Consider the following 18257-nt stretch of genomic DNA (forward strand, 5'->3'; position numbering starts at 1 on the left):
CTTTACTTTTAGAGTATTTGGTTTCGATACTCTGTTCTCTAAAGAGACATTACAACACAAAATATACACAACACATGAAGAACATTTTTTTTATCTGCTTATTCTTAAGCATGAGCCTCGCCGTATCCGGTAAGAAGGCTCAAGTGAGTATCTCCTGTCTGAAAACCGAGATGCTTGTAAATCCCCAAAACATTGATTGTCCCTCTCCCCGTTTGAGTTGGGAGATTTTATCTGATGTGAGAGATGTAAGACAAGTCTCCTACCATATCCTCGTATCCACTTCGTTGGAGAAATTAAACCGGGAAGAAGGTGATTTGTGGGATACGGGTGATGTGGCGTCCGATCAGTCCGCATATATTTCGTATGGCGGCGATATGCTCGATAGCCGTATCCAATGTTATTGGAAAGTGAGGGTAAAAACCAATAAAGGTATTTCCGCTTGGAGTGAACCTGCCAGTTGGGAGATGGGACTGTTGCATCCGTCGGACTGGCAGGCTGTGTGGATAGGGAGAGCTTTTCCACAAGATAAACTGGAGGGGAATACGCGAGTCCCTGCCCGTTATCTGCGCAAACCTTTCAATTTGAACTCGAAGAAAGTGAGAAAGGCTACCCTGTACATTTGCGGATTAGGATTTTATGAGACCTATATTAACGGAAAGAAGATTGGAGATCAGGTATTGGCTCCTACGCCTACGGATTATTCCAAATCGGTGAAGTATAATCGGTTTGATGTGACCGGACAATTATTAAAGGGAGCTAATGCCATCGGTGTCATCTTGGGCAACGGACGGTATACTTCGATGCGTATGCCGGGAGTGCGCCATTTTGATGTACCTAAAATGATTGCCCAACTTGAGGTATACTATGAAGATGGAGAGAAACGGGTGATTGCGAGCGATGCTTCCTGGAAAATAACGGCCGAAGGTCCCATCGGGACAAATAATGAGTTTGACGGTGAAGAGTATGATGCAAGAAAAGAGATGCCGGGATGGAATACATATCCGTTTGATGATACGAAATGGCTTCAGGCAGAAGTTGTAAGCCTGCCGGGAGGAAAGTTGGAGGCCCAACTCAATCGTAATATGAAAGTGATGGATACCGTGAAACCTATCGGTATTACCGAATCGGCTCCCGGAGTATATATTCTGGATATGGGACAAAATATGGTCGGTTGGCTTCGCATGAAAGTAAAGGGGCAATCCGGCGATACGTTGAAACTGCGTTTTGCCGAGTTGTTGCAGAAAGACGGTTCTATTTATACGGCAAATCTGCGAACGGCACATTCGGCAGATACCTATATCTTAAAGGGAAATTCTATGGAAGAGTGGCAACCGACTTTTACTTATCATGGATTTCGTTTTGTTGAATTGACGGGTTTCAGGGAAAAACCTTCTCTATCCGACTTCGAGGGACAAGTGATTTATGATGAAATGGAGACTACGGGTAATCTGGAAACCTCCGACCCGATGATCAACAGGATTTACAAGAACGCTTATTGGGGTATACGTGGTAATTATCGCGGCATGCCTACCGACTGTCCGCAACGTGACGAACGTATGGGGTGGCTGGGTGACCGTGCGGTTGGTTCGCAAGGAGAAAGTTATATTTTTAATAATCATCTTCTTTACGCCAAATGGCTCGATGATATTGAACAGGCGCAGAAAGAAAATGGAGCTGTACCCGATGTGGCTCCTAACTACTGGGACGTTTGCACTGACAATATGACCTGGCCCGGTGCCTATTTAATCATAGCAAATATGCTTTATGATCAGTTTGGCGATAAACAACCCATCATCAAACATTATCCTTCGATGAAGAAGTGGATGCGTTATATGAAAGATAAGTATATGGTAGATCATATTATGACGAAAGATAATTTTGGAGACTGGTGTATGCCTCCCGAATCTCCCGAACTGATCCACTCTAAAGATCCTTCACGTATCACGGAAGCTGCGGTGCTGGGAACAACCTTTTATTATTATTTGTCCAATTTGATGGTACGGTTTGCAGCGTTGGCCGGTTATCCGCAGGATGCTGAAGATTTTCGGAAAGAGAGTGAACTGGTTAAAGAAGCTTTTAATTCAAAATACCTTCATACGGAATTGGGGTATTATAGCAACAATACAGTTACTGCAAATATCCTTTCCCTGCGGTTCGGCATGGTTCCTGAGGCTTATAAGGAAGTCGTGTTCCGGAATATAGTTGAGAAAACAACGAAAGATTTCAATGGGCATGTCAGTACCGGCCTGGTCGGTATCCAGCAGTTGATGCGCGGACTATCGGATTATGGAAGAACTGACCTCGCCTATCGGATAGCGACTAACCGGACTTATCCGAGTTGGGGATATATGGTAGATAATGGAGCAACCACAATCTGGGAGCTGTGGAATGGTAATACAGCCGATCCGGCTATGAATTCTGCCAACCATGTGATGCTGTTGGGCGATCTGATTGTATGGGCATATGGCTATCTGGGAGGTATCAGCAATGCTCCCGGGAGTGTCGGTTTTAAACAGATACAGCTAAAGCCTTACCCGGTAGATGGCCTCGATTTTGTGAATACTTCGTTTCACTCTATCTACGGTGAGGTGAGAAGTCATTGGAAAAAAGAGGACGGTTCGTTCTGTTGGGATATCTCGGTGCCGTGCAATACTTCTGCTTTGGTTTATGTGCCGGTAGCAGATAAAAGTATCGATCCGAAAGAAAAGAAGCGGATCGTCGGAGAGGGGGGGACTTTTCTCCGGATGGAAGGTAGTTATGCTGTCTTTAGTTTTCCTTCGGGAAGTTATCAATTGAAGACGCGGTTATAATTTGCCAAACGTCTGAAAAGAAATAAATAAAGGCTGCTTTCCATTAGGAAGGCAGCCTTTATCTTTTTTGTTGGGGATTGTATTATTCAGCTGGGTGAATTGCTTCAGAAGGACATACATCTGCGCAAGTACCACAATCTGTACACTGCTCAGGATCAATTGAGTAAATATCACCTTCAGAGATAGCGCCAACCGGACACTCGTCAATACAAGTTCCGCAAGCAATACAATCTTCACTAATTACGTAAGCCATTTTGTTTGATATTTTAATTATTAGTACTAATTTGTAGGTACAAAAATAGAGTTTTTAATCATTAGTTGGTATCGTTTTTGATTAAAATGTTTTAATTTGTATATCTTCTAAATAAGGAAAACACTATTTTTGCATTGATTATTAAATACGTATGCAATTATGCCTTTAAATTTACCCGATAAGCTTCCTGCGATAGAACTATTAAAAGAGGAGAATATCTTTGTGATAGATAACTCCCGCGCAACACAACAAGACATCCGTCCGCTACGAATTGTTATCCTCAACCTGATGCCGTTGAAGATTACGACAGAAACAGACTTGGTGCGTTTACTCTCAAACACTCCGCTTCAGGTGGAAATTTCTTTTATGAAGATTAAAAGCCACACCTCGAAGAATACACCGATAGAGCACATGAAAACATTTTATACCGACTTCGACAAGATGAGAGAAGACAGGTATGACGGTATGATTATCACCGGTGCACCGGTAGAGCAAATGGAGTTTGAGGAAGTGAACTATTGGGATGAAATAACGGAGATATTCGACTGGGCACGTACCCATGTCACCTCCACACTCTATATTTGTTGGGCAGCACAGGCGGGACTGTATCATCATTACGGTATCCCCAAGTATGCTTTGGATAAGAAAATGTTCGGCATTTTCAAGCATCGCACGCTGCTTCCGCTGCATCCCATCTTCCGTGGCTTCGATGATGAATTCTATGTGCCCCATAGCCGGCATACGGAAGTGCGAAAGGAAGATATACTGAAAGTACCGGAATTGACATTACTTTCCGAGTCGGATGATTCGGGGGTATATATGGTGGTAGCCCGTGGCGGACGTGAGTTTTTTGTTACCGGGCACTCCGAGTACTCTCCACTGACACTGGATACGGAATATCGCCGGGATGTTTCGAAAGGGCTTCCCATCGAGATTCCCCGTAACTATTACGTGAATGATGATCCGGACAAAGGACCGCTGGTGCGTTGGCGCGGACATGCCAACCTGTTGTTCTCCAATTGGCTGAACTATTTCGTCTATCAGGAGACTCCTTATAATATTGAAGATATCCGATGATAAAACAACGTAAAATAGAATTGCTGGCTCCGGCCAAAAATCTGGAATGTGGCATAGCTGCTATTGATCATGGAGCGGATGCTGTGTATATCGGTGCGCCGAAGTTTGGTGCCCGCGCGGCGGCAGTCAATTCATTGGAGGACATAGCTGCTTTGGTAGAGTATGCCCATCTGTACAATGCCCGGATTTATGTGACAGTCAATACTATCTTGAAAGATGAAGAACTGCAAGAGACGGAGAAGATGATTTGGGCTTTGTTCCGTGCCGGTGTAGATGCACTGATTGTGCAGGATATGGGAATCACCGGCCTGAATCTGCCGCCTATTCCGCTGCACGCCAGTACCCAGATGGATAACCGTACGGTGGAGAAGGTGCGATTTCTGGCTGATGCCGGTTTCCGGCAAGTGGTGTTGGCGCGCGAACTTTCGCTGCGTGAGATCAGCAAGATACACGAAGCTTGTCCGGATGTACCTTTGGAAATATTCGTGCATGGAGCTCTCTGCGTCAGCTATAGCGGGCAGTGTTATGTTAGTCAGGCTTGTTTCGGGCGTAGCGCCAACCGGGGCGAATGTGCCCAGTTTTGCCGTTTGCCGTTCAGTCTGGTCGATGCTGAGGGACGGGTGATCGTGAAGGACAAGCACCTCCTTTCACTCAAAGACCTCAATCAGAGTGACGAATTGGAAGCACTGCTCGATGCCGGTGCCTCTTCTTTCAAGATAGAGGGACGACTGAAGGATGTCTCTTATGTAAAGAATGTGACGGCTGCCTATCGCCGGAAGCTGGATGCCATCTTTGCCCGCCGCAAAGAGTACGCGCGTGCCTCGTCCGGGAGTTGCCGTTATGCCTTTAACCCTCAGCTCGACAAGAGTTTCAGCCGGGGCTTTACCCATTATTACCTGCATGGACGTACCAAGGACGTTTTTTCGTTCGACACCCCTAAGTCGTTGGGCGAGGAGATGGGTACGATGAAAGAGGCAAGAGGAAACTATCTGACCGTAGCGGGATTGAAATCTTTTAATAACGGTGACGGGGTGTGCTACATTGATGAGCAAGGCAGGCTGCAAGGCTTCCGCATCAACCGGGTGGAGGGCAATAAGCTTTATCCGCAGGAGATGCCCCGTATCAAGCCCCGTACGGTGTTATATCGAAATTTCGATCAGGAGTTCGAAAAGATTCTGGCTCGTAAGTCGTCCGAGCGCAGGATAGCTGTGTCTGTCCGATTGACGGATACTCCTTTCGGATTCGCCCTGACACTGACAGATGAAGATGATAACAGTGTAACCCTGTCTCTGGCACGTGAGAAAGAGCCGGCACGTACACCACAGGAAGAGAATTTGAAAACACAGTTGGCTAAGTTTGGCAACACCCCTTTCGAAGCGGTACGCATCGATATCGATTTTGCCGGGAACTGGTTTCTACCTGCTTCGGTACTCGCCGATTTTCGCCGGCAGGCCGTTGAGAAACTGATTTCCGCCCGCCGTATCAATTATCGGAGGGAATTATTTGTACTGAAACCTACCGCTCATGCCTTTCCACAAAGCACGCTTACCTATCTGGGAAATGTGATGAATGCACAAGCCGTTTCTTTCTATGCCGGGCACGGCGTGGCAAGCATCGCTCCTGCTTTTGAGCGGGCACCGGCAGAAAAGGCGGTATTGATGTTTTGCAAACATTGCCTGCGCTACAGCATGGGATGGTGTCCTGTCCATCAACGGGAACGCTCTCCGTACCGTGAGCCTTATTACCTGGTGTCGACAGATGGTAAACGCTTCCGCCTGGAGTTTGACTGTAAGAACTGCCAAATGAAAGTGAATGCCGTATGAGAGAGAAGGTCCGGTTCTGCGTAGCCTTGTGTTGTTCGGTGGTCATGGTTCTGTTGGCCTCTTGCCGTTATTCCCTGCCCGATCTTCCGGCGGAGGGAATGAGCCGGAAGACCAAAGACTCTCTGACTTACCTTTCCAAGTATCATTATACGTGGAATACGAACCTGGAGGTGTTGGACGATTCGGTTCGTCTGGAATATCTTCCGTTGAAGGATGCCTATGTCAATCTGTATAAAGGTGACCGTGTGGTTGTGGCAGAGTTTTCTGTCCATCCGCAGGACAGTGTAGACAGTATCTGGGTAAAAGTAGCCCATTCTCAGGAAGTGCAGGGGTGGGTACGCAATAAAGAGTTGGTGCGTTCGTTCGTACCGACTGATAGTATTTCGCAGTTCATCCATCTGTTCAGCGATACCCACGCTTCATATTTCGTTTTCATATTCGCCTTGTTTGTCGGGGTCTATCTGCTCCGTGCTTTTATGAAGAAGCGGTTACAGATGGTTTACTTTAATGATATCGACAGCGTCTATCCGTTGTTTCTTTGCCTGTTGATGGCATTCAGCGCTACAGTCTACGAGACGATGCAGGTGTTTGTACCCGACACTTGGGAGCATTTTTACTTCAATCCCACCTTGTCTCCGTTCAAGGTGCCTTTCATTCTTTCGGTATTCCTGACTGGCATTTGGCTGTTTATCATCGTCACTTTGGCCGTACTTGATGATCTGTTCCGTCAGCTTACTCCTGCCGCTGCTGTTTTCTACTTGCTGGGACTGATGTCGTGCTGCATTTTTTGTTACTTCTTCTTTATTCTCACCACACACATCTATATCGGCTATTTCTTTCTGGCCTGTTTCATCTGGCTTTTTGTAAAGAAAGTACGTAGAGGCTCCGGCTATAAATACCGTTGTGGGAACTGTGGACAGAAGCTTCGGGAGAAGGGACAATGTCCTCACTGTGGGGCTGTTAACGAATAAATCGGGAATGTGGTATGAATGTTGGGGAGGTACTCTCCGTTGGTTTAAAACCAAGAGGAGTTTACCCAGAGAGGTAAGGGGCATTGGTTTTAAACCAACACCCCTTACCTTTTAAACTAAAAATTAGTCGATCTTATGTCTGGTTTTATTATATTAGAATCGGCATCTTATGTCTACCCCGAAGTGTACCGGACGTCCTTTCTGCATAAATCCGTTGCCCATTGATTCGAAGTAGAAAGTAGCATACTTCTTATCCAGCGCATTGCGAACCCAGAAGTCGATTTGCCCGTTCCCCTTCGCCAGGCTGACACGGCCGTTCAGCGTTCCGTAGAATGACTGGCTTACATCGTTTTGCTCTGTCCAGTAGATGCGTCCGGCACCATTATAATTCACGTTCACCTGTACATGGTCCAGCCAGTGGCGGGGAGCAATGCGGAAGATGTATTGCCCACCCACGTTGAGAGTATGTTTCGGTACGAAAGGTACATAATTGCCGTCATAGCTGATTTCATTTTGTCCCCGGTCGATGGTTTTATAATCGGTGAACGTGGCATACGTATATCCGTAGCTTGCGTTCATGCTGAGAGCATCGGTCAGGTTAGCACGCAGTGCCGCTTCAGCCCCATAGCTCCGGCTTTTGCCGGCATTGACCGTAATACGCCCCAATCCGCTTTTGGCAAACTGGGCGATTTGCTGATCACGCGTATCCATCAGGAAGGCGGCAAGATCCATCCATAGCTTACCTTCCCACAGAGTGAGGTGACTGCCCACTTCGTAATTCCAGGAATATTCGGGCTTGTAGATGGTCGATGCTTTCGGATCCGCATTCTCACCCGCATCCGGAATATTCGACAAGATGCGGTCCGCGATGGCCTGTGGCATGCCTTGAGTCACGAGGCGGTCGAAGATCTGTTTCGTGCCTGCCTTGATCTGTCCCTGCATGTCGTTTTGCATATTACCCTGTATCAGATCCGAGAACATCTGTATATTGTATCCTCCCGAACGGTATCCGCGTGATACGGTGGCATATACGTTGTTACCCTTCTTCCATTCGTATTGCAGGGCGAACTTGGGTAATAGCTGCAGATAGTCGTTGCTGAACTTGCCGTTCAGGCGTGGTGAACTGGTCTGTTCCAGGCGAACAGGCATGAAAGGGCTTGTCATGTTGAACTGATAGTCAATGGTACTGCCCGAGTTGTATTTCATCCAGTTCTTTTCGTAGTCCAGACGCAGTCCTACGGTAGCCGAAAGCCCTTCTATCAGCAAGTCACGGAAGGTGGACTGATGATAGACTGCTCCACTGAGGATCGGTGTGTGGAAGCGTCCGTCCACCAACAACGTAGGGTTCGTGATGTTCAGGTTCATTTTCATTCCCATCGCCGAGAGATCGGGGAAGTGACTGTTGATGCCTTTCTCCAGCATTTCTGTCACCCCGTCTTCCTTGAATGTAACCGGTCCGTTGGTGGTGAGCCACTGATAGAACCCGAAGGCACCTGTGGTCCATTCCCAGCGTCGTCCGGATTTCGATTTGAGGACGATTTCTTCGGAGATCGTGGTCAGCTTCTGCTTCTGTTCCAGCACATAGATATTGGCAGGAGAGAAGTCTTGATCGATAAACATACGGTCACGCAAGTGTTGCAGTCCCGTTACCGAACTCAGTGTGAAGTGGTCTCCCTGATATTCCAGATTCAACCCTGCATTCAGCAGATTGCGATAGTAACTGCTGGGATCATTGTAGGCCGGTTTCAGGTAGGTTCCCGTGTGCTTGTCATAAGCTCCGTAAGCATATCCTCCCTGATCGCTGTACTCATAGCTGACGTTCAAGTCCAACTTCATGTTCTCGCTGGGCAGGTAGATGCCTCGGAACCGTCCTCCGGCAGCCTGGCTTTTGTCTATCTTTTTGTTAAGGTAGGTATTCTTGAAAAAACCTCCTCCGTATTCATAAAATGCTCCGGTGGAGAAGGCAAACTGATTCGACATGCGGTGATAGTGAGTCACGGAAGCATTGTAATTATCGTAAGTTCCGGCACTCAGTCGAAGGTCGGTGCCTTGATAACTGAAAGGCGATTTGGTGTGTACCTTGATCAGTCCTCCCATGGTGTTGCGTCCATAGAGGGTTCCCTGCGGACCGCGCAACACGTCGATGCGCTCAATGTCGGCATAGTTGAAGTCGAAAGCTGATTTGTCGATGTAAGGGACATTGTCTACGTACAAACCTACTGACGGTGTATTGATGCGTGAACCGATCCCACGGATGTAGATGGCGGAAGTCAGTTTCGAGCCATAGTCGGGGATGAAGATATTCGGAACAAGTGCCGTCAGGCTCTTGATGGAGTTCACCTGATTGGCCTGCATATCCTGTTGTGAGAGCATGGTTACCGCGGTTGGCTGTTCGCGTAGTTTGCGGTTTTCTTTCGGAGCTGCGATGACTACAATCTCTTCCACATCTATCACTTTCAGTGTGTCTTTCGGAAGCTCTTCAGCCCATGTGCCACCGGCAGAAAAGAGGGCAAGGGCAATAAGAATACTGTTTTTCTTCATGTGCTGTATCTTTTCATTGATTCGTTTGCAAAGATGCAGCAAAAAATGTTAAACGGCAATCCTCATTTATTAGGATATATGCTTTCACCATGGATTCACCACATAGTTCGCTATATGCGGTCTGCCTCCACATACCCGTTCATCACCGCATAGATGGTTAGGCCCGAAACCGATTTGATGCCCAGCTTTTCGGTAATGTTCTTCCGATGCGTGATTACGGTGGTCAGGCCGATATTCAGTTTGTCCGCGATCTCTTTGTTGATCAGTCCTTTGGTGATCAGGACCAGAACCTCGATTTCGCGTGCCGAGAGTTCGTGTCCGGTGGTCGGCGGGGTAGGAGGCATGTCCTTTACCGGATAGCCGTCATGGTGTGCATGCTGGTGGAGCTTTAGGATGTCTTTCACCAACTGTTCCTCTGCCTGATAGATGTTGAGTATGGGGACGCCGGAGAGTTGGAACTGGTGGCTGTCTCCCGCCAACACGATGGTTTTCCGCTTTCGGGGGAGGAAGAAAGCGTTGTGCTCCACATAAATCTGTGCCGAGATGAAGTAGTGGGCATACATGTCCGGGGTGTCATCTGTCAGTTCGCCGAAGCTATGGAACGTGCGGATGACTGCCATGGGGATCATTCTCTCCAGGATTGTTTTCAGTCCCAGGCTGGTGAGGGTGTTCGCCTCTACGATAGCTATTTCTGGTTGGTGATTCATCATAAGTCTATGGATTCATAAATTGTGCTACTGCTTCTGCGCATCGTTCTCCATCGATTCCCGCCGAGACGATGCCGCCCGCATAACCGGCTCCTTCGCCACAGGGGAAGAGACCGCGTAAGGTGATGTGTTGCAGGGTATCCTTGTCTCGTACGATGCGGACCGGAGAAGAGGTACGGGTCTCTACCCCTATCATTACGGCTTCGTTGGTCAGGAAACCGTGGCTGCTGCGCCCGAACTGTTGGAAGCCTTGTGACAGTCGTCCGGCAATGAATTCCGGCATCCAGAAATGCAAGGGAGAGGATATCAATCCGGGGCTGTACGAAGACTCCGGCAAGTCGTAACTCAGTTTCTTGCGTGTAAAGTCCACCATGCGTTGTGCGGGTGCCGTTTGGCGTCTGCCTCCTTGCAACCAACACTGGCGTTCCAACTCTTCCTGGAAGTGCAGCACAGCCAGTTCGGGGAAGGTTTCTTCTGCTTCATTGTTTACCGTTAACCGTTTATCGTTGATGATGTCTTCCGGTTGTATCTCCACTACCATTCCCGAGTTACTCCACCGGGATCCGCGATTGGATGGCGACATTCCGTTGACTACCACCTGTTCGGGACCGCTGGCCGCCGGTACGATGAATCCCCCAGGACACATGCAGAAACTGTATACTCCGCGGCCGTCCACTTGTGTGACGAAACTGTATTCGGCAGCCGGCAGGTATTTACCTCTTCCGCTCCGGTTGTGGTATTGTATTTGGTCTATCAATCCTGCAGGATGTTCCAGACGCACTCCGACGGCTATTCCTTTGGCTTCGATAGTCACGTTGTTGGCGGCCAGCCAGCGATATACATCTCTTGCCGAATGACCTGTTGCCAGGATGACCGGACCGAGGAATGTTTCGCCCGTATTCGTCTCTATTCCTTTCACTTCTCCCTGTTCGATGATCAATGCATCCATCCGTGTCTTGAAGTGTACCTCGCCTCCACATTCAATAATCGTATTGCGCATATTCTCTATCACCCGTGGCAGCTTGTCCGTGCCGATATGCGGATGGGCATCTACCAGAATGGCCGTAGAAGCACCATGTTGGCAGAATACATTGAGTATCTTGTCCACATTCCCGCGCTTCTTGCTTCGGGTATACAGCTTTCCGTCCGAGTATGCACCGGCTCCTCCTTCACCGAAACTGTAGTTCGATTCTGGGTCTACCCGATGCTCTCGGCTGATCTGTGCCAGGTCTTTCTTACGTTCGCGCACATCCTTACCACGCTCCACGACGACAGGACGCAGCCCCAGTTCTATCAGCCGTAATGCGGCAAACAGTCCTCCGGGGCCTGCACCTACCACAATAACCTGCGGTTTTCCTTCCACATTATTATATATAGTATGTTCGTACTCATCGTCCTTAGGCATTTCGTTCAGGTATACCCGAACTTTGAGATTGACGTAGATCGTGCGTTGGCGGGCATCAATACTCCGTTTCAGTGTACGCAGGGCGGTAATATCGCGCTGATTCAGTCCTTTCTCCTGTGAAAGGTATGCTTTGAGTTGTTGCTCGCTGGCGGCAATTTCGGGGAGGATGCGGAGTTGGTATTCTTGTATCATGGTTTACCACAGAGTGACACAGAGTTTCACTGAGTCTTTTTTAATTAAACAATATATCTTCTGATGCCTTCTTTGAGGCTTCTTACATTAAAATTGATAAGCAGGCCATATTTGATTCCTGATAGTTTTAAATAGGTTATTAGCTGTGCGGTGTGAACGGGATGTAATTCTTCTACAGCTTTTATCTCTATTATAACAGCATTGTTGACTACAATATCCAATCTGTAACCTGCATCTACTTTAATGTTTTTATATACTACGGGTAGTGCTTTCTGTTTTTCTACGTTTAATCCACATTGAATTAATTCGTAGCATAAGCATTCTTCATAAGCACTTTCTAGTAATCCGGGTCCTAAAACAGTATGTACTTCATAAGCTTTCTTTAGTATCAGTCCTGTTAATTCATTTATCTCCATGTTTTAATGTTTAATGGTAAGAACTCTGTGTGACTCCGTGTTCTCTGTGGTGAACTCACCCGAAGAGCGTCCGGAATGCTTCTTCCACCTTTCTTACCGGCACCAGTTCTATCCTCAGCTTCTTTGTATCGATGCCCTGCATGTTGTATTTAGGTAGGATGAACCGTTTGAACCCGAGCTTCTCAGCTTCACCGATACGTTGTTCGATCCGGTTTACCGGACGGATTTCACCGGATAATCCGATTTCTCCGGCCATGCAAACCTCAGGTTCGATGGCAGCATCCATATTGGATGAAAGGATGGCACTGATAACAGCCAGGTCGATGGCAGGGTCGTTAACCTTCAGTCCTCCGGCAATATTTAGAAAGACATCTTTTTGTGCCAGCTTAAATCCGACACGTTTCTCTAATACGGCCAGCAGCATGTTCATGCGGCGAATATCGAATCCCGTTGCCGAACGTTGCGGATTGCCGTAAACCGCAGAGCTGACAAGTGCTTGCGTCTCTATCAGGAAGGGTCTTACCCCTTCGATGGCAGATGCGATGGCTACCCCGCTCATGCCTTCGTGGTCCTGCGACAGTAACAATTCCGAAGGGTTGCTGACTTGGCGAAGCCCGTCTTGACGCATCTCATAGATGCCCAATTCAGCGGTACTTCCAAAGCGGTTCTTGATGCTGCGCAGAATACGGTACATATAATGCTGGTCTCCCTCGAATTGGAGTACGGTGTCTACGATGTGCTCTAGAACCTTCGGTCCGGCAATGCTGCCTTCTTTGTTGATATGCCCGATCAGCAACACCGGGGTATGCGTCTCTTTGGCAAAACGGAGGATGGATGCCGAGCACTCCCGGACTTGCGCGATGCTTCCCGGTGACGATTCGATGCTTTCGGTCGATATCGTCTGTATGGAGTCGATGATTACTAGGTCCGGACGTGTATTTTTGATATGTACATAGATCTGTTCCAACGATGTTTCGCAGACAATCAGGCAGTCGCTCGAAGTTCGGGTTAACCGGTCGGCACGAAGTTTCAGTTGCCTTGCGCTCTCTTCTCCCGAGATGTAGAGTATCCTCCGCTCAGGCATGTGGAGCACGGTTTGGAGCACCAGTGTGGACTTCCCGATGCCGGGTTCGCCACCGATCAGTACCAGCGATCCGGGTACCAGCCCGCCTCCCAGCACCCGGTTCAGCTCCTCGTCGTGCATGTCGATGCGGGGTTCTTCATCTGCTTCGATCTCGCTCAGGGTGACGGGTTTGGCTTTGGGCGATTCGATGCCAGATACCGGACGTTTATTCGGAACTTCCTTGCGAACAATCTCTTCTACATAGGTATTCCATTCGCCACACGAAGGACATTTGCCCACCCATTTGGGTGATTCCTGTCCGCAGTTACTGCATACATAAACGGTTTTCTCTTTTGCCATTGATCTCTTGATAAATAGGTCTCAAAGTTACGCATTTCGTCTTTTTCTGCCAAACAGAATATAGCTTTTGACTCCTGAACCCCGTGAAGTCGTTTTTCTTTTTGCTAAAGCCTCTGACCGATTGTCAGTGAAATGGATGGATTACTGACTCTATGGAGCGTATCATGCGGTTTCGCTGACAAGCTCTGTGTAGAAAGACAGTGATCCGGAAATGGAATCCGGATAAATACTCCCGGATAACTGCATATCCGTCACTTCTGTTATCGGTTTATTGGGGTTTGGATCTCCGGATTATTAACTTCGTGCCGATAAACTGTTAACTTCATCGGAATACGATGTTAACTTCCTGCAAATAGAGTGTTAACTTCCTGTAGACAGAGGCTTCGTTTCTTGAAAGGAGAGCCTTGCCTTAAAGGATTTTCCGGTATCTTTCCGTCTGCTTTGTCCCTTGGCGGATACTGCCGTGAGATGGCATAAAGAATCTGTTTTTGCTTCCGGGCGTTGTCGGAGATAGTACGAAGAGGTATTGCTTTGACTTTTGGCGAGAAATTCTGAATATACCTGTCAAACTGATAATTGCCCGAATGGCGTGGATGCGTTTTTTTCGTACTCCGTCGGCATCTGTTCGGAAAAACGGATTCTGAGGCCTCCTGAATATCATTTTGACAAATCGATACTAATCTCTCCTGCCATCGACTCGTTCATCCTCCGGCGTACTTCGTCCGGCGAATATCCGTGTCCTAACAGAAACATCAGTTTTGTTACGGCCGATTCGGTAGTACTGTCGTGTCCACTGACGATGCCCGCCTTCAGCAGATGATATCCCGTTTCGTAACGTTCCATCTCTACAGTACCGGCGCTACATTGGGTTACGTTGACAATGACAACACCTCGTTCGCTGGCATCACGAAGCCTCCGCAGAAACCACTCCTTGCGGGAAGCGTTGCCCGAACCATACGTTTCGAGTACCACTGCCTTCAATCCTTCGATGGCGAGTGTAGCGGCTACGACATTCTCTTGTATGCCCGGAAAGAGTTTGAGGATAGCTATATTGGTGTCCAGCAGATAGTGAGGATGCAGTTCGCGTTTCTCCCCTTCAATGTGAATCTGCACATTGTTATATTTAATATGTATCCCTGCTTCTGCCAGTACCGGATAATTGAACGAACGGAAGGCGTTGAAATTTTCCGCACTCATTTTGGTCGTACGATTGCCACGCATTAACCGGTTTTCGAAAAATATACATACTTCAGGAACCATGGGATTACCGCTTCTGTCGCGTGCCGATGCTATTTCGATGCTGGTCATCAGATTCTCCTTGCCATCGGTACGAAGCACTCCTATGGGCAGTTGTGAACCTGTCAGGATAACCGGTTTGTCGAGTCCTTCGAGCATGAAGCTGAGGGCTGAAGCGGTGAAGGCCATCGTATCCGTACCATGCAGGATGACAAAGCCGGTGTACTGGTGGTAGTGTTCACTGATGACGTGTACCAGTTTCCTCCAGGCTTCCGGTTCCATGTCCGAAGAGTCCATAGGCGGATCGAATTGGTAAGAGTCTATCGGGAAGGTAAACTTCTGAAGTTCGGGTACATGCTTCTGCAATTGCTCGAAATTGAAGTTTTCGAGTGCTCCGGTTTCAGGGTTTTCTATCATACCGATGGTTCCGCCCGTGTATATTAACAATATGGAAGTATCTGATGGGTTCATAGTCCTTAAATGAAGAATGTATTGTTGCAAAGATAATGATATATCTTGTAAATGGCAGCAAAGTGTCAAGAAAGTGATCCGCTTTATCCGGAGAAAAAGCAATGGGCACTATAAAAATGTAATTGTCCTATGTTACATTTTTACCCCTCTTTCTGGGGCTTTCTGTGCTTTTATCGCAAAATAATCGCAAAAAGTGATAGATTGAATGAAATTATTCTTATTTTTGCAACATCTTATCAAAATCGAACGTAGAAACAGAAACAATGATGCAATGCTATCCACATACAGTCACATCGATGTGTACCATGATTGGGACACAGGGGACAATGGGGATGACCCCTAGGGGTTAATATATAGTATGATGTGTATCTACGTGATTCACGCTTACAGGAAGTAAGCAAAACTCAATTTTATATTTTATTATTCGTATCAACAAAGATGGTTTTGTATGCCTGAAAGAGCGTACAAGGCATTCCATTAAATAAGTATCTGCATGAAAGTAATGAAATTCGGCGGAACGTCCGTAGGTTCCGTGAACAGCATTTTAAGCGTAAAGAAAATCGTAGAGTCTGCCGGTGAACCGGTAATCGTAGTAGTGTCTGCATTGGGCGGGATCACTGACCAGTTGATCAGTACCTCCCGAATGGCCGCCATGGGCGATGCAGCTTACGAAGGGGCATACCGGGAAATAGTTCGCCGCCACGAAGAGATGGTGCAGGGAGTGATTCCTGCCGGAGAGACTCAGACCCTGTTGCACTATCAGGTGAATGAATTGCTCGACGAACTGAAAGATATCTTTCAGGGTATTTATCTGATTAAAGATCTTTCTCCGAAAACGTCCGATACCATTGTCAGTTATGGTGAACGTCTGTCTTCACTGATTGCGTCAAGACTGATCCAAGGGGCTGTATGGTTCGACTCACGTACTTTTATCAAGACAGAAAAGAAACATAATAAACATACACTGGACACGGAACTGACCAATCGGTTGGTGCGGGAGGCTTTCAAAGAAATCCCCCGGGTTTCGCTGGTACCCGGATTCATCTCTTCGGATAAGGTTTCGGGAGACGTAACGAATCTGGGCAGGGGCGGTTCCGACTATACCGCAGCTGTTATTGCCGCAGCTCTCGATGCCGATAGTCTGGAGATTTGGACGGATGTAGACGGCTTCATGACAGCCGACCCGCGTGTGATCAGTACGGCCTATACTATCAGCGAGCTGACTTATGTAGAGGCTACCGAACTTTGTAATTTCGGTGCAAAAGTGGTGTATCCGCCTACCATCTATCCGGTATGTCACAAAAACATACCGATCCTGATTAAGAATACTTTCAACCCGGATGCCCAGGGAACGGTGATCAAACAACACGTAGACCACACGAAGAGCAAAGCCATCAAAGGGATTTCGTCCATCAACGACACGAGCCTGATTACCGTACAGGGTTTAGGTATGGTGGGCGTGATCGGTGTCAACTACCGCATCTTTAAGGCGCTGGCAAAGAATGGAATCAGTGTGTTCCTCGTTTCGCAGGCTTCATCGGAGAACAGTACCTCTATCGGTGTGCGTAATGCCGATGCCGATCTGGCTTGCGAAGTGCTGAACGAAGAGTTTGCCAAAGAGATCGAAATGGGTGAGATTTCGCCTATCCAGGCAGAGAAGAACCTGGCTACGGTAGCTATCGTGGGTGAGAACATGAAACATACGCCGGGCATTGCCGGAAAGCTGTTCGGTACGCTGGGACGAAATGGCATCAATGTGATAGCCTGTGCACAGGGAGCTTCCGAGACCAACATCTCGTTTGTTGTCGATTCAAAGTCGTTGCGTAAATCGCTGAATGTGATTCACGACTCGTTCTTCCTCTCCGAATATCAGGTGCTCAACCTCTTTATCTGCGGTGTGGGCACGGTGGGAGGAAGTCTTGTCGAGCAGATCCGCCAGCAGCAGAAGAAGCTGATGGTAGAAAATGGCCTGAAACTCCATGTGGTAGGTATTATCGATGCGACGAAGGCGATGTTCAGCCGTGCCGGATTCGATCTGGCCAACTATCGCGAAGAGCTGAAAGAGAAGGGAGTGGACAGTTCGCTGGATACTATACGTGACGAGATTATCGGCATGAATATATTCAATTCGGTATTTGTGGATTGTACGGCCAGTCCGGACATTGCCTCTCTATATAAGGACTTCCTGCAACATAACATTTCTGTGGTGGCGGCCAATAAGATTGCTGCTTCATCGGCTTACGAGAATTACCGTGAACTGAAGCTGATAGCCCGCCAGCGTGGTGTGAAATATCTGTTTGAAACCAACGTGGGGGCCGGACTTCCGATTATCAATACCATCAATGACCTGATACATAGCGGTGATAAGATTCTGAAGATCGAGGCAGTGCTTTCGGGTACGCTGAACTATATTTTCAATAAGATCAGTGCCGATGTTCCCTTCAGCCGTACCATCAAGATGGCGCAGGAAGAGCGTTATTCGGAACCCGATCCGCGCATCGACCTGAGCGGTAAGGACGTGATCCGTAAGCTCGTGATCCTGGCGCGTGAGGCCGGATACAAGCTGGAACAGGAAGACGTGGAGAAGAATCTTTTCGTACCGAATGACTTCTTTGAAGGTTCGCTGGAAGACTTCTGGAAAAAAGTGCCTAGTCTGGATGCTGATTTCGAAGCTCGCCGCAAGGTGCTCGAGAGTGAGAATAAACATTGGCGTTTCGTTGCCAAGCTGGAGAACGGCAAAGCATCCGTCGGTTTGCAGGAAGTGGACCGCAACCATCCTTTCTACGGACTGGAAGGCAGCAATAACATCATCTTGCTTACCACCGAACGCTATAAAGAATATCCGATGATGATTCAGGGATACGGTGCGGGTGCCGGAGTGACGGCGGCCGGTGTATTTGCTGACATTATGAGCATTGCAAACGTATAAAAA

The 18257-nt window shown here is 47.8% G+C and carries 12 protein-coding genes; 5 read left to right on the forward strand and 7 right to left on the reverse strand.

From position 1 onward, the window contains the following. Positions 1-74: 74 nt before the first annotated feature. Entirely contained in the window at positions 75-2810 is a 2736-nt protein-coding gene (locus BF9343_RS02545) for a glycoside hydrolase family 78 protein (protein WP_010992091.1), read from the forward strand. An 82-nt stretch (positions 2811-2892) separates the two neighbouring features. On the opposite strand, the gene BF9343_RS21890 is transcribed toward BF9343_RS02545, so the two are convergent. Further along, positions 2893-3063, reverse strand: a complete 171-nt coding sequence (locus BF9343_RS21890) for a DUF362 domain-containing protein (protein WP_005784522.1) — start codon at positions 3061-3063, stop codon at positions 2893-2895. Positions 3064-3222: 159 nt separating this feature from the next. Here BF9343_RS21890 and metA point away from each other — a divergent pair, with 159 nt between their 5' ends. The 3 genes from metA to BF9343_RS02565 are packed head-to-tail and all read left to right on the forward strand — an operon-like array spanning position 3223 to position 6934. Beyond that, positions 3223-4140, forward strand: a complete 918-nt coding sequence (gene metA / locus BF9343_RS02555) for a homoserine O-acetyltransferase MetA (protein WP_005784524.1) — start codon at positions 3223-3225, stop codon at positions 4138-4140. Then, positions 4137-5963: a peptidase U32 family protein gene (locus tag BF9343_RS02560; RefSeq protein WP_005801536.1), complete on the forward strand. Its 1827-nt coding sequence runs from the start codon at positions 4137-4139 to the stop codon at positions 5961-5963. Before metA ends, BF9343_RS02560 begins: the two co-directional genes overlap by 4 nt. After that, positions 5960-6934, forward strand: a complete 975-nt coding sequence (locus tag BF9343_RS02565) for a hypothetical protein (protein WP_005784529.1) — start codon at positions 5960-5962, stop codon at positions 6932-6934. The genes BF9343_RS02560 and BF9343_RS02565 overlap by 4 nt, the downstream gene beginning before the upstream one ends. A 153-nt stretch (positions 6935-7087) precedes the next feature. Here BF9343_RS02565 and BF9343_RS02570 read toward each other — a convergent pair whose 3' ends face one another. The 6 genes from BF9343_RS02570 to BF9343_RS02595 all read right to left on the reverse strand — a co-directional run bounded on the left by BF9343_RS02570 (position 7088) and on the right by BF9343_RS02595 (position 15325). Then, positions 7088-9475: a TonB-dependent receptor gene (locus BF9343_RS02570; RefSeq protein ID WP_010992092.1), complete on the reverse strand. Its 2388-nt coding sequence runs from the start codon at positions 9473-9475 to the stop codon at positions 7088-7090. A gap of 110 nt (positions 9476-9585) precedes the next feature. After that, positions 9586-10182: a response regulator transcription factor gene (locus tag BF9343_RS02575; RefSeq protein ID WP_011202071.1), complete on the reverse strand. Its 597-nt coding sequence runs from the start codon at positions 10180-10182 to the stop codon at positions 9586-9588. A 7-nt stretch (positions 10183-10189) separates the two neighbouring features. After that, positions 10190-11779, reverse strand: a complete 1590-nt coding sequence (locus tag BF9343_RS02580) for an NAD(P)/FAD-dependent oxidoreductase (RefSeq protein ID WP_005784534.1) — start codon at positions 11777-11779, stop codon at positions 10190-10192. 44 nt (positions 11780-11823) lie between these two features. Then, a complete protein-coding gene (locus BF9343_RS02585) occupies positions 11824-12195 on the reverse strand; it encodes a GxxExxY protein (protein ID WP_005784536.1) in 372 nt (123 codons plus the stop codon). Positions 12196-12250: 55 nt separating this feature from the next. Beyond that, positions 12251-13618: a DNA repair protein RadA gene (gene radA / locus BF9343_RS02590; protein WP_005784538.1), complete on the reverse strand. Its 1368-nt coding sequence runs from the start codon at positions 13616-13618 to the stop codon at positions 12251-12253. 657 nt (positions 13619-14275) lie between these two features. Continuing rightward, positions 14276-15325, reverse strand: coding sequence for an asparaginase (locus BF9343_RS02595; protein ID WP_008658388.1), 1050 nt, complete (start codon positions 15323-15325; stop codon positions 14276-14278). 493 nt (positions 15326-15818) lie between these two features. Between BF9343_RS02595 and thrA the strand changes: the two genes are divergently transcribed. After that, positions 15819-18254: a bifunctional aspartate kinase/homoserine dehydrogenase I gene (gene thrA / locus BF9343_RS02600; protein ID WP_005796412.1), complete on the forward strand. Its 2436-nt coding sequence runs from the start codon at positions 15819-15821 to the stop codon at positions 18252-18254. The last annotated feature ends 3 nt before the right edge of the window (positions 18255-18257 follow it).

It is taken from the genome of Bacteroides fragilis NCTC 9343 (assembly GCF_000025985.1).
Lineage (GTDB): Bacteria > Bacteroidota > Bacteroidia > Bacteroidales > Bacteroidaceae > Bacteroides > Bacteroides fragilis.

What these genes read in the sequence shown, in the direction of transcription:
- BF9343_RS02545 (WP_010992091.1), top strand. Translation starts at nt 75, where the DNA reads ATGAAGAACATTTTTTTTATCTGCTTATTCTTAAGCATGAGCCTCGCC.
- BF9343_RS21890 (WP_005784522.1), bottom strand. Translation starts at nt 3,063, where the DNA reads ATGGCTTACGTAATTAGTGAAGATTGTATTGCTTGCGGAACTTGTATT.
- metA (WP_005784524.1), top strand. Translation starts at nt 3,223, where the DNA reads ATGCCTTTAAATTTACCCGATAAGCTTCCTGCGATAGAACTATTAAAA.
- BF9343_RS02560 (WP_005801536.1), top strand. Translation starts at nt 4,137, where the DNA reads ATGATAAAACAACGTAAAATAGAATTGCTGGCTCCGGCCAAAAATCTG.
- BF9343_RS02565 (WP_005784529.1), top strand. Translation starts at nt 5,960, where the DNA reads ATGAGAGAGAAGGTCCGGTTCTGCGTAGCCTTGTGTTGTTCGGTGGTC.
- BF9343_RS02570 (WP_010992092.1), bottom strand. Translation starts at nt 9,475, where the DNA reads ATGAAGAAAAACAGTATTCTTATTGCCCTTGCCCTCTTTTCTGCCGGT.
- BF9343_RS02575 (WP_011202071.1), bottom strand. Translation starts at nt 10,182, where the DNA reads ATGAATCACCAACCAGAAATAGCTATCGTAGAGGCGAACACCCTCACC.
- BF9343_RS02580 (WP_005784534.1), bottom strand. Translation starts at nt 11,779, where the DNA reads ATGATACAAGAATACCAACTCCGCATCCTCCCCGAAATTGCCGCCAGC.
- BF9343_RS02585 (WP_005784536.1), bottom strand. Translation starts at nt 12,195, where the DNA reads ATGGAGATAAATGAATTAACAGGACTGATACTAAAGAAAGCTTATGAA.
- radA (WP_005784538.1), bottom strand. Translation starts at nt 13,618, where the DNA reads ATGGCAAAAGAGAAAACCGTTTATGTATGCAGTAACTGCGGACAGGAA.
- BF9343_RS02595 (WP_008658388.1), bottom strand. Translation starts at nt 15,325, where the DNA reads ATGAACCCATCAGATACTTCCATATTGTTAATATACACGGGCGGAACC.
- thrA (WP_005796412.1), top strand. Translation starts at nt 15,819, where the DNA reads ATGAAAGTAATGAAATTCGGCGGAACGTCCGTAGGTTCCGTGAACAGC.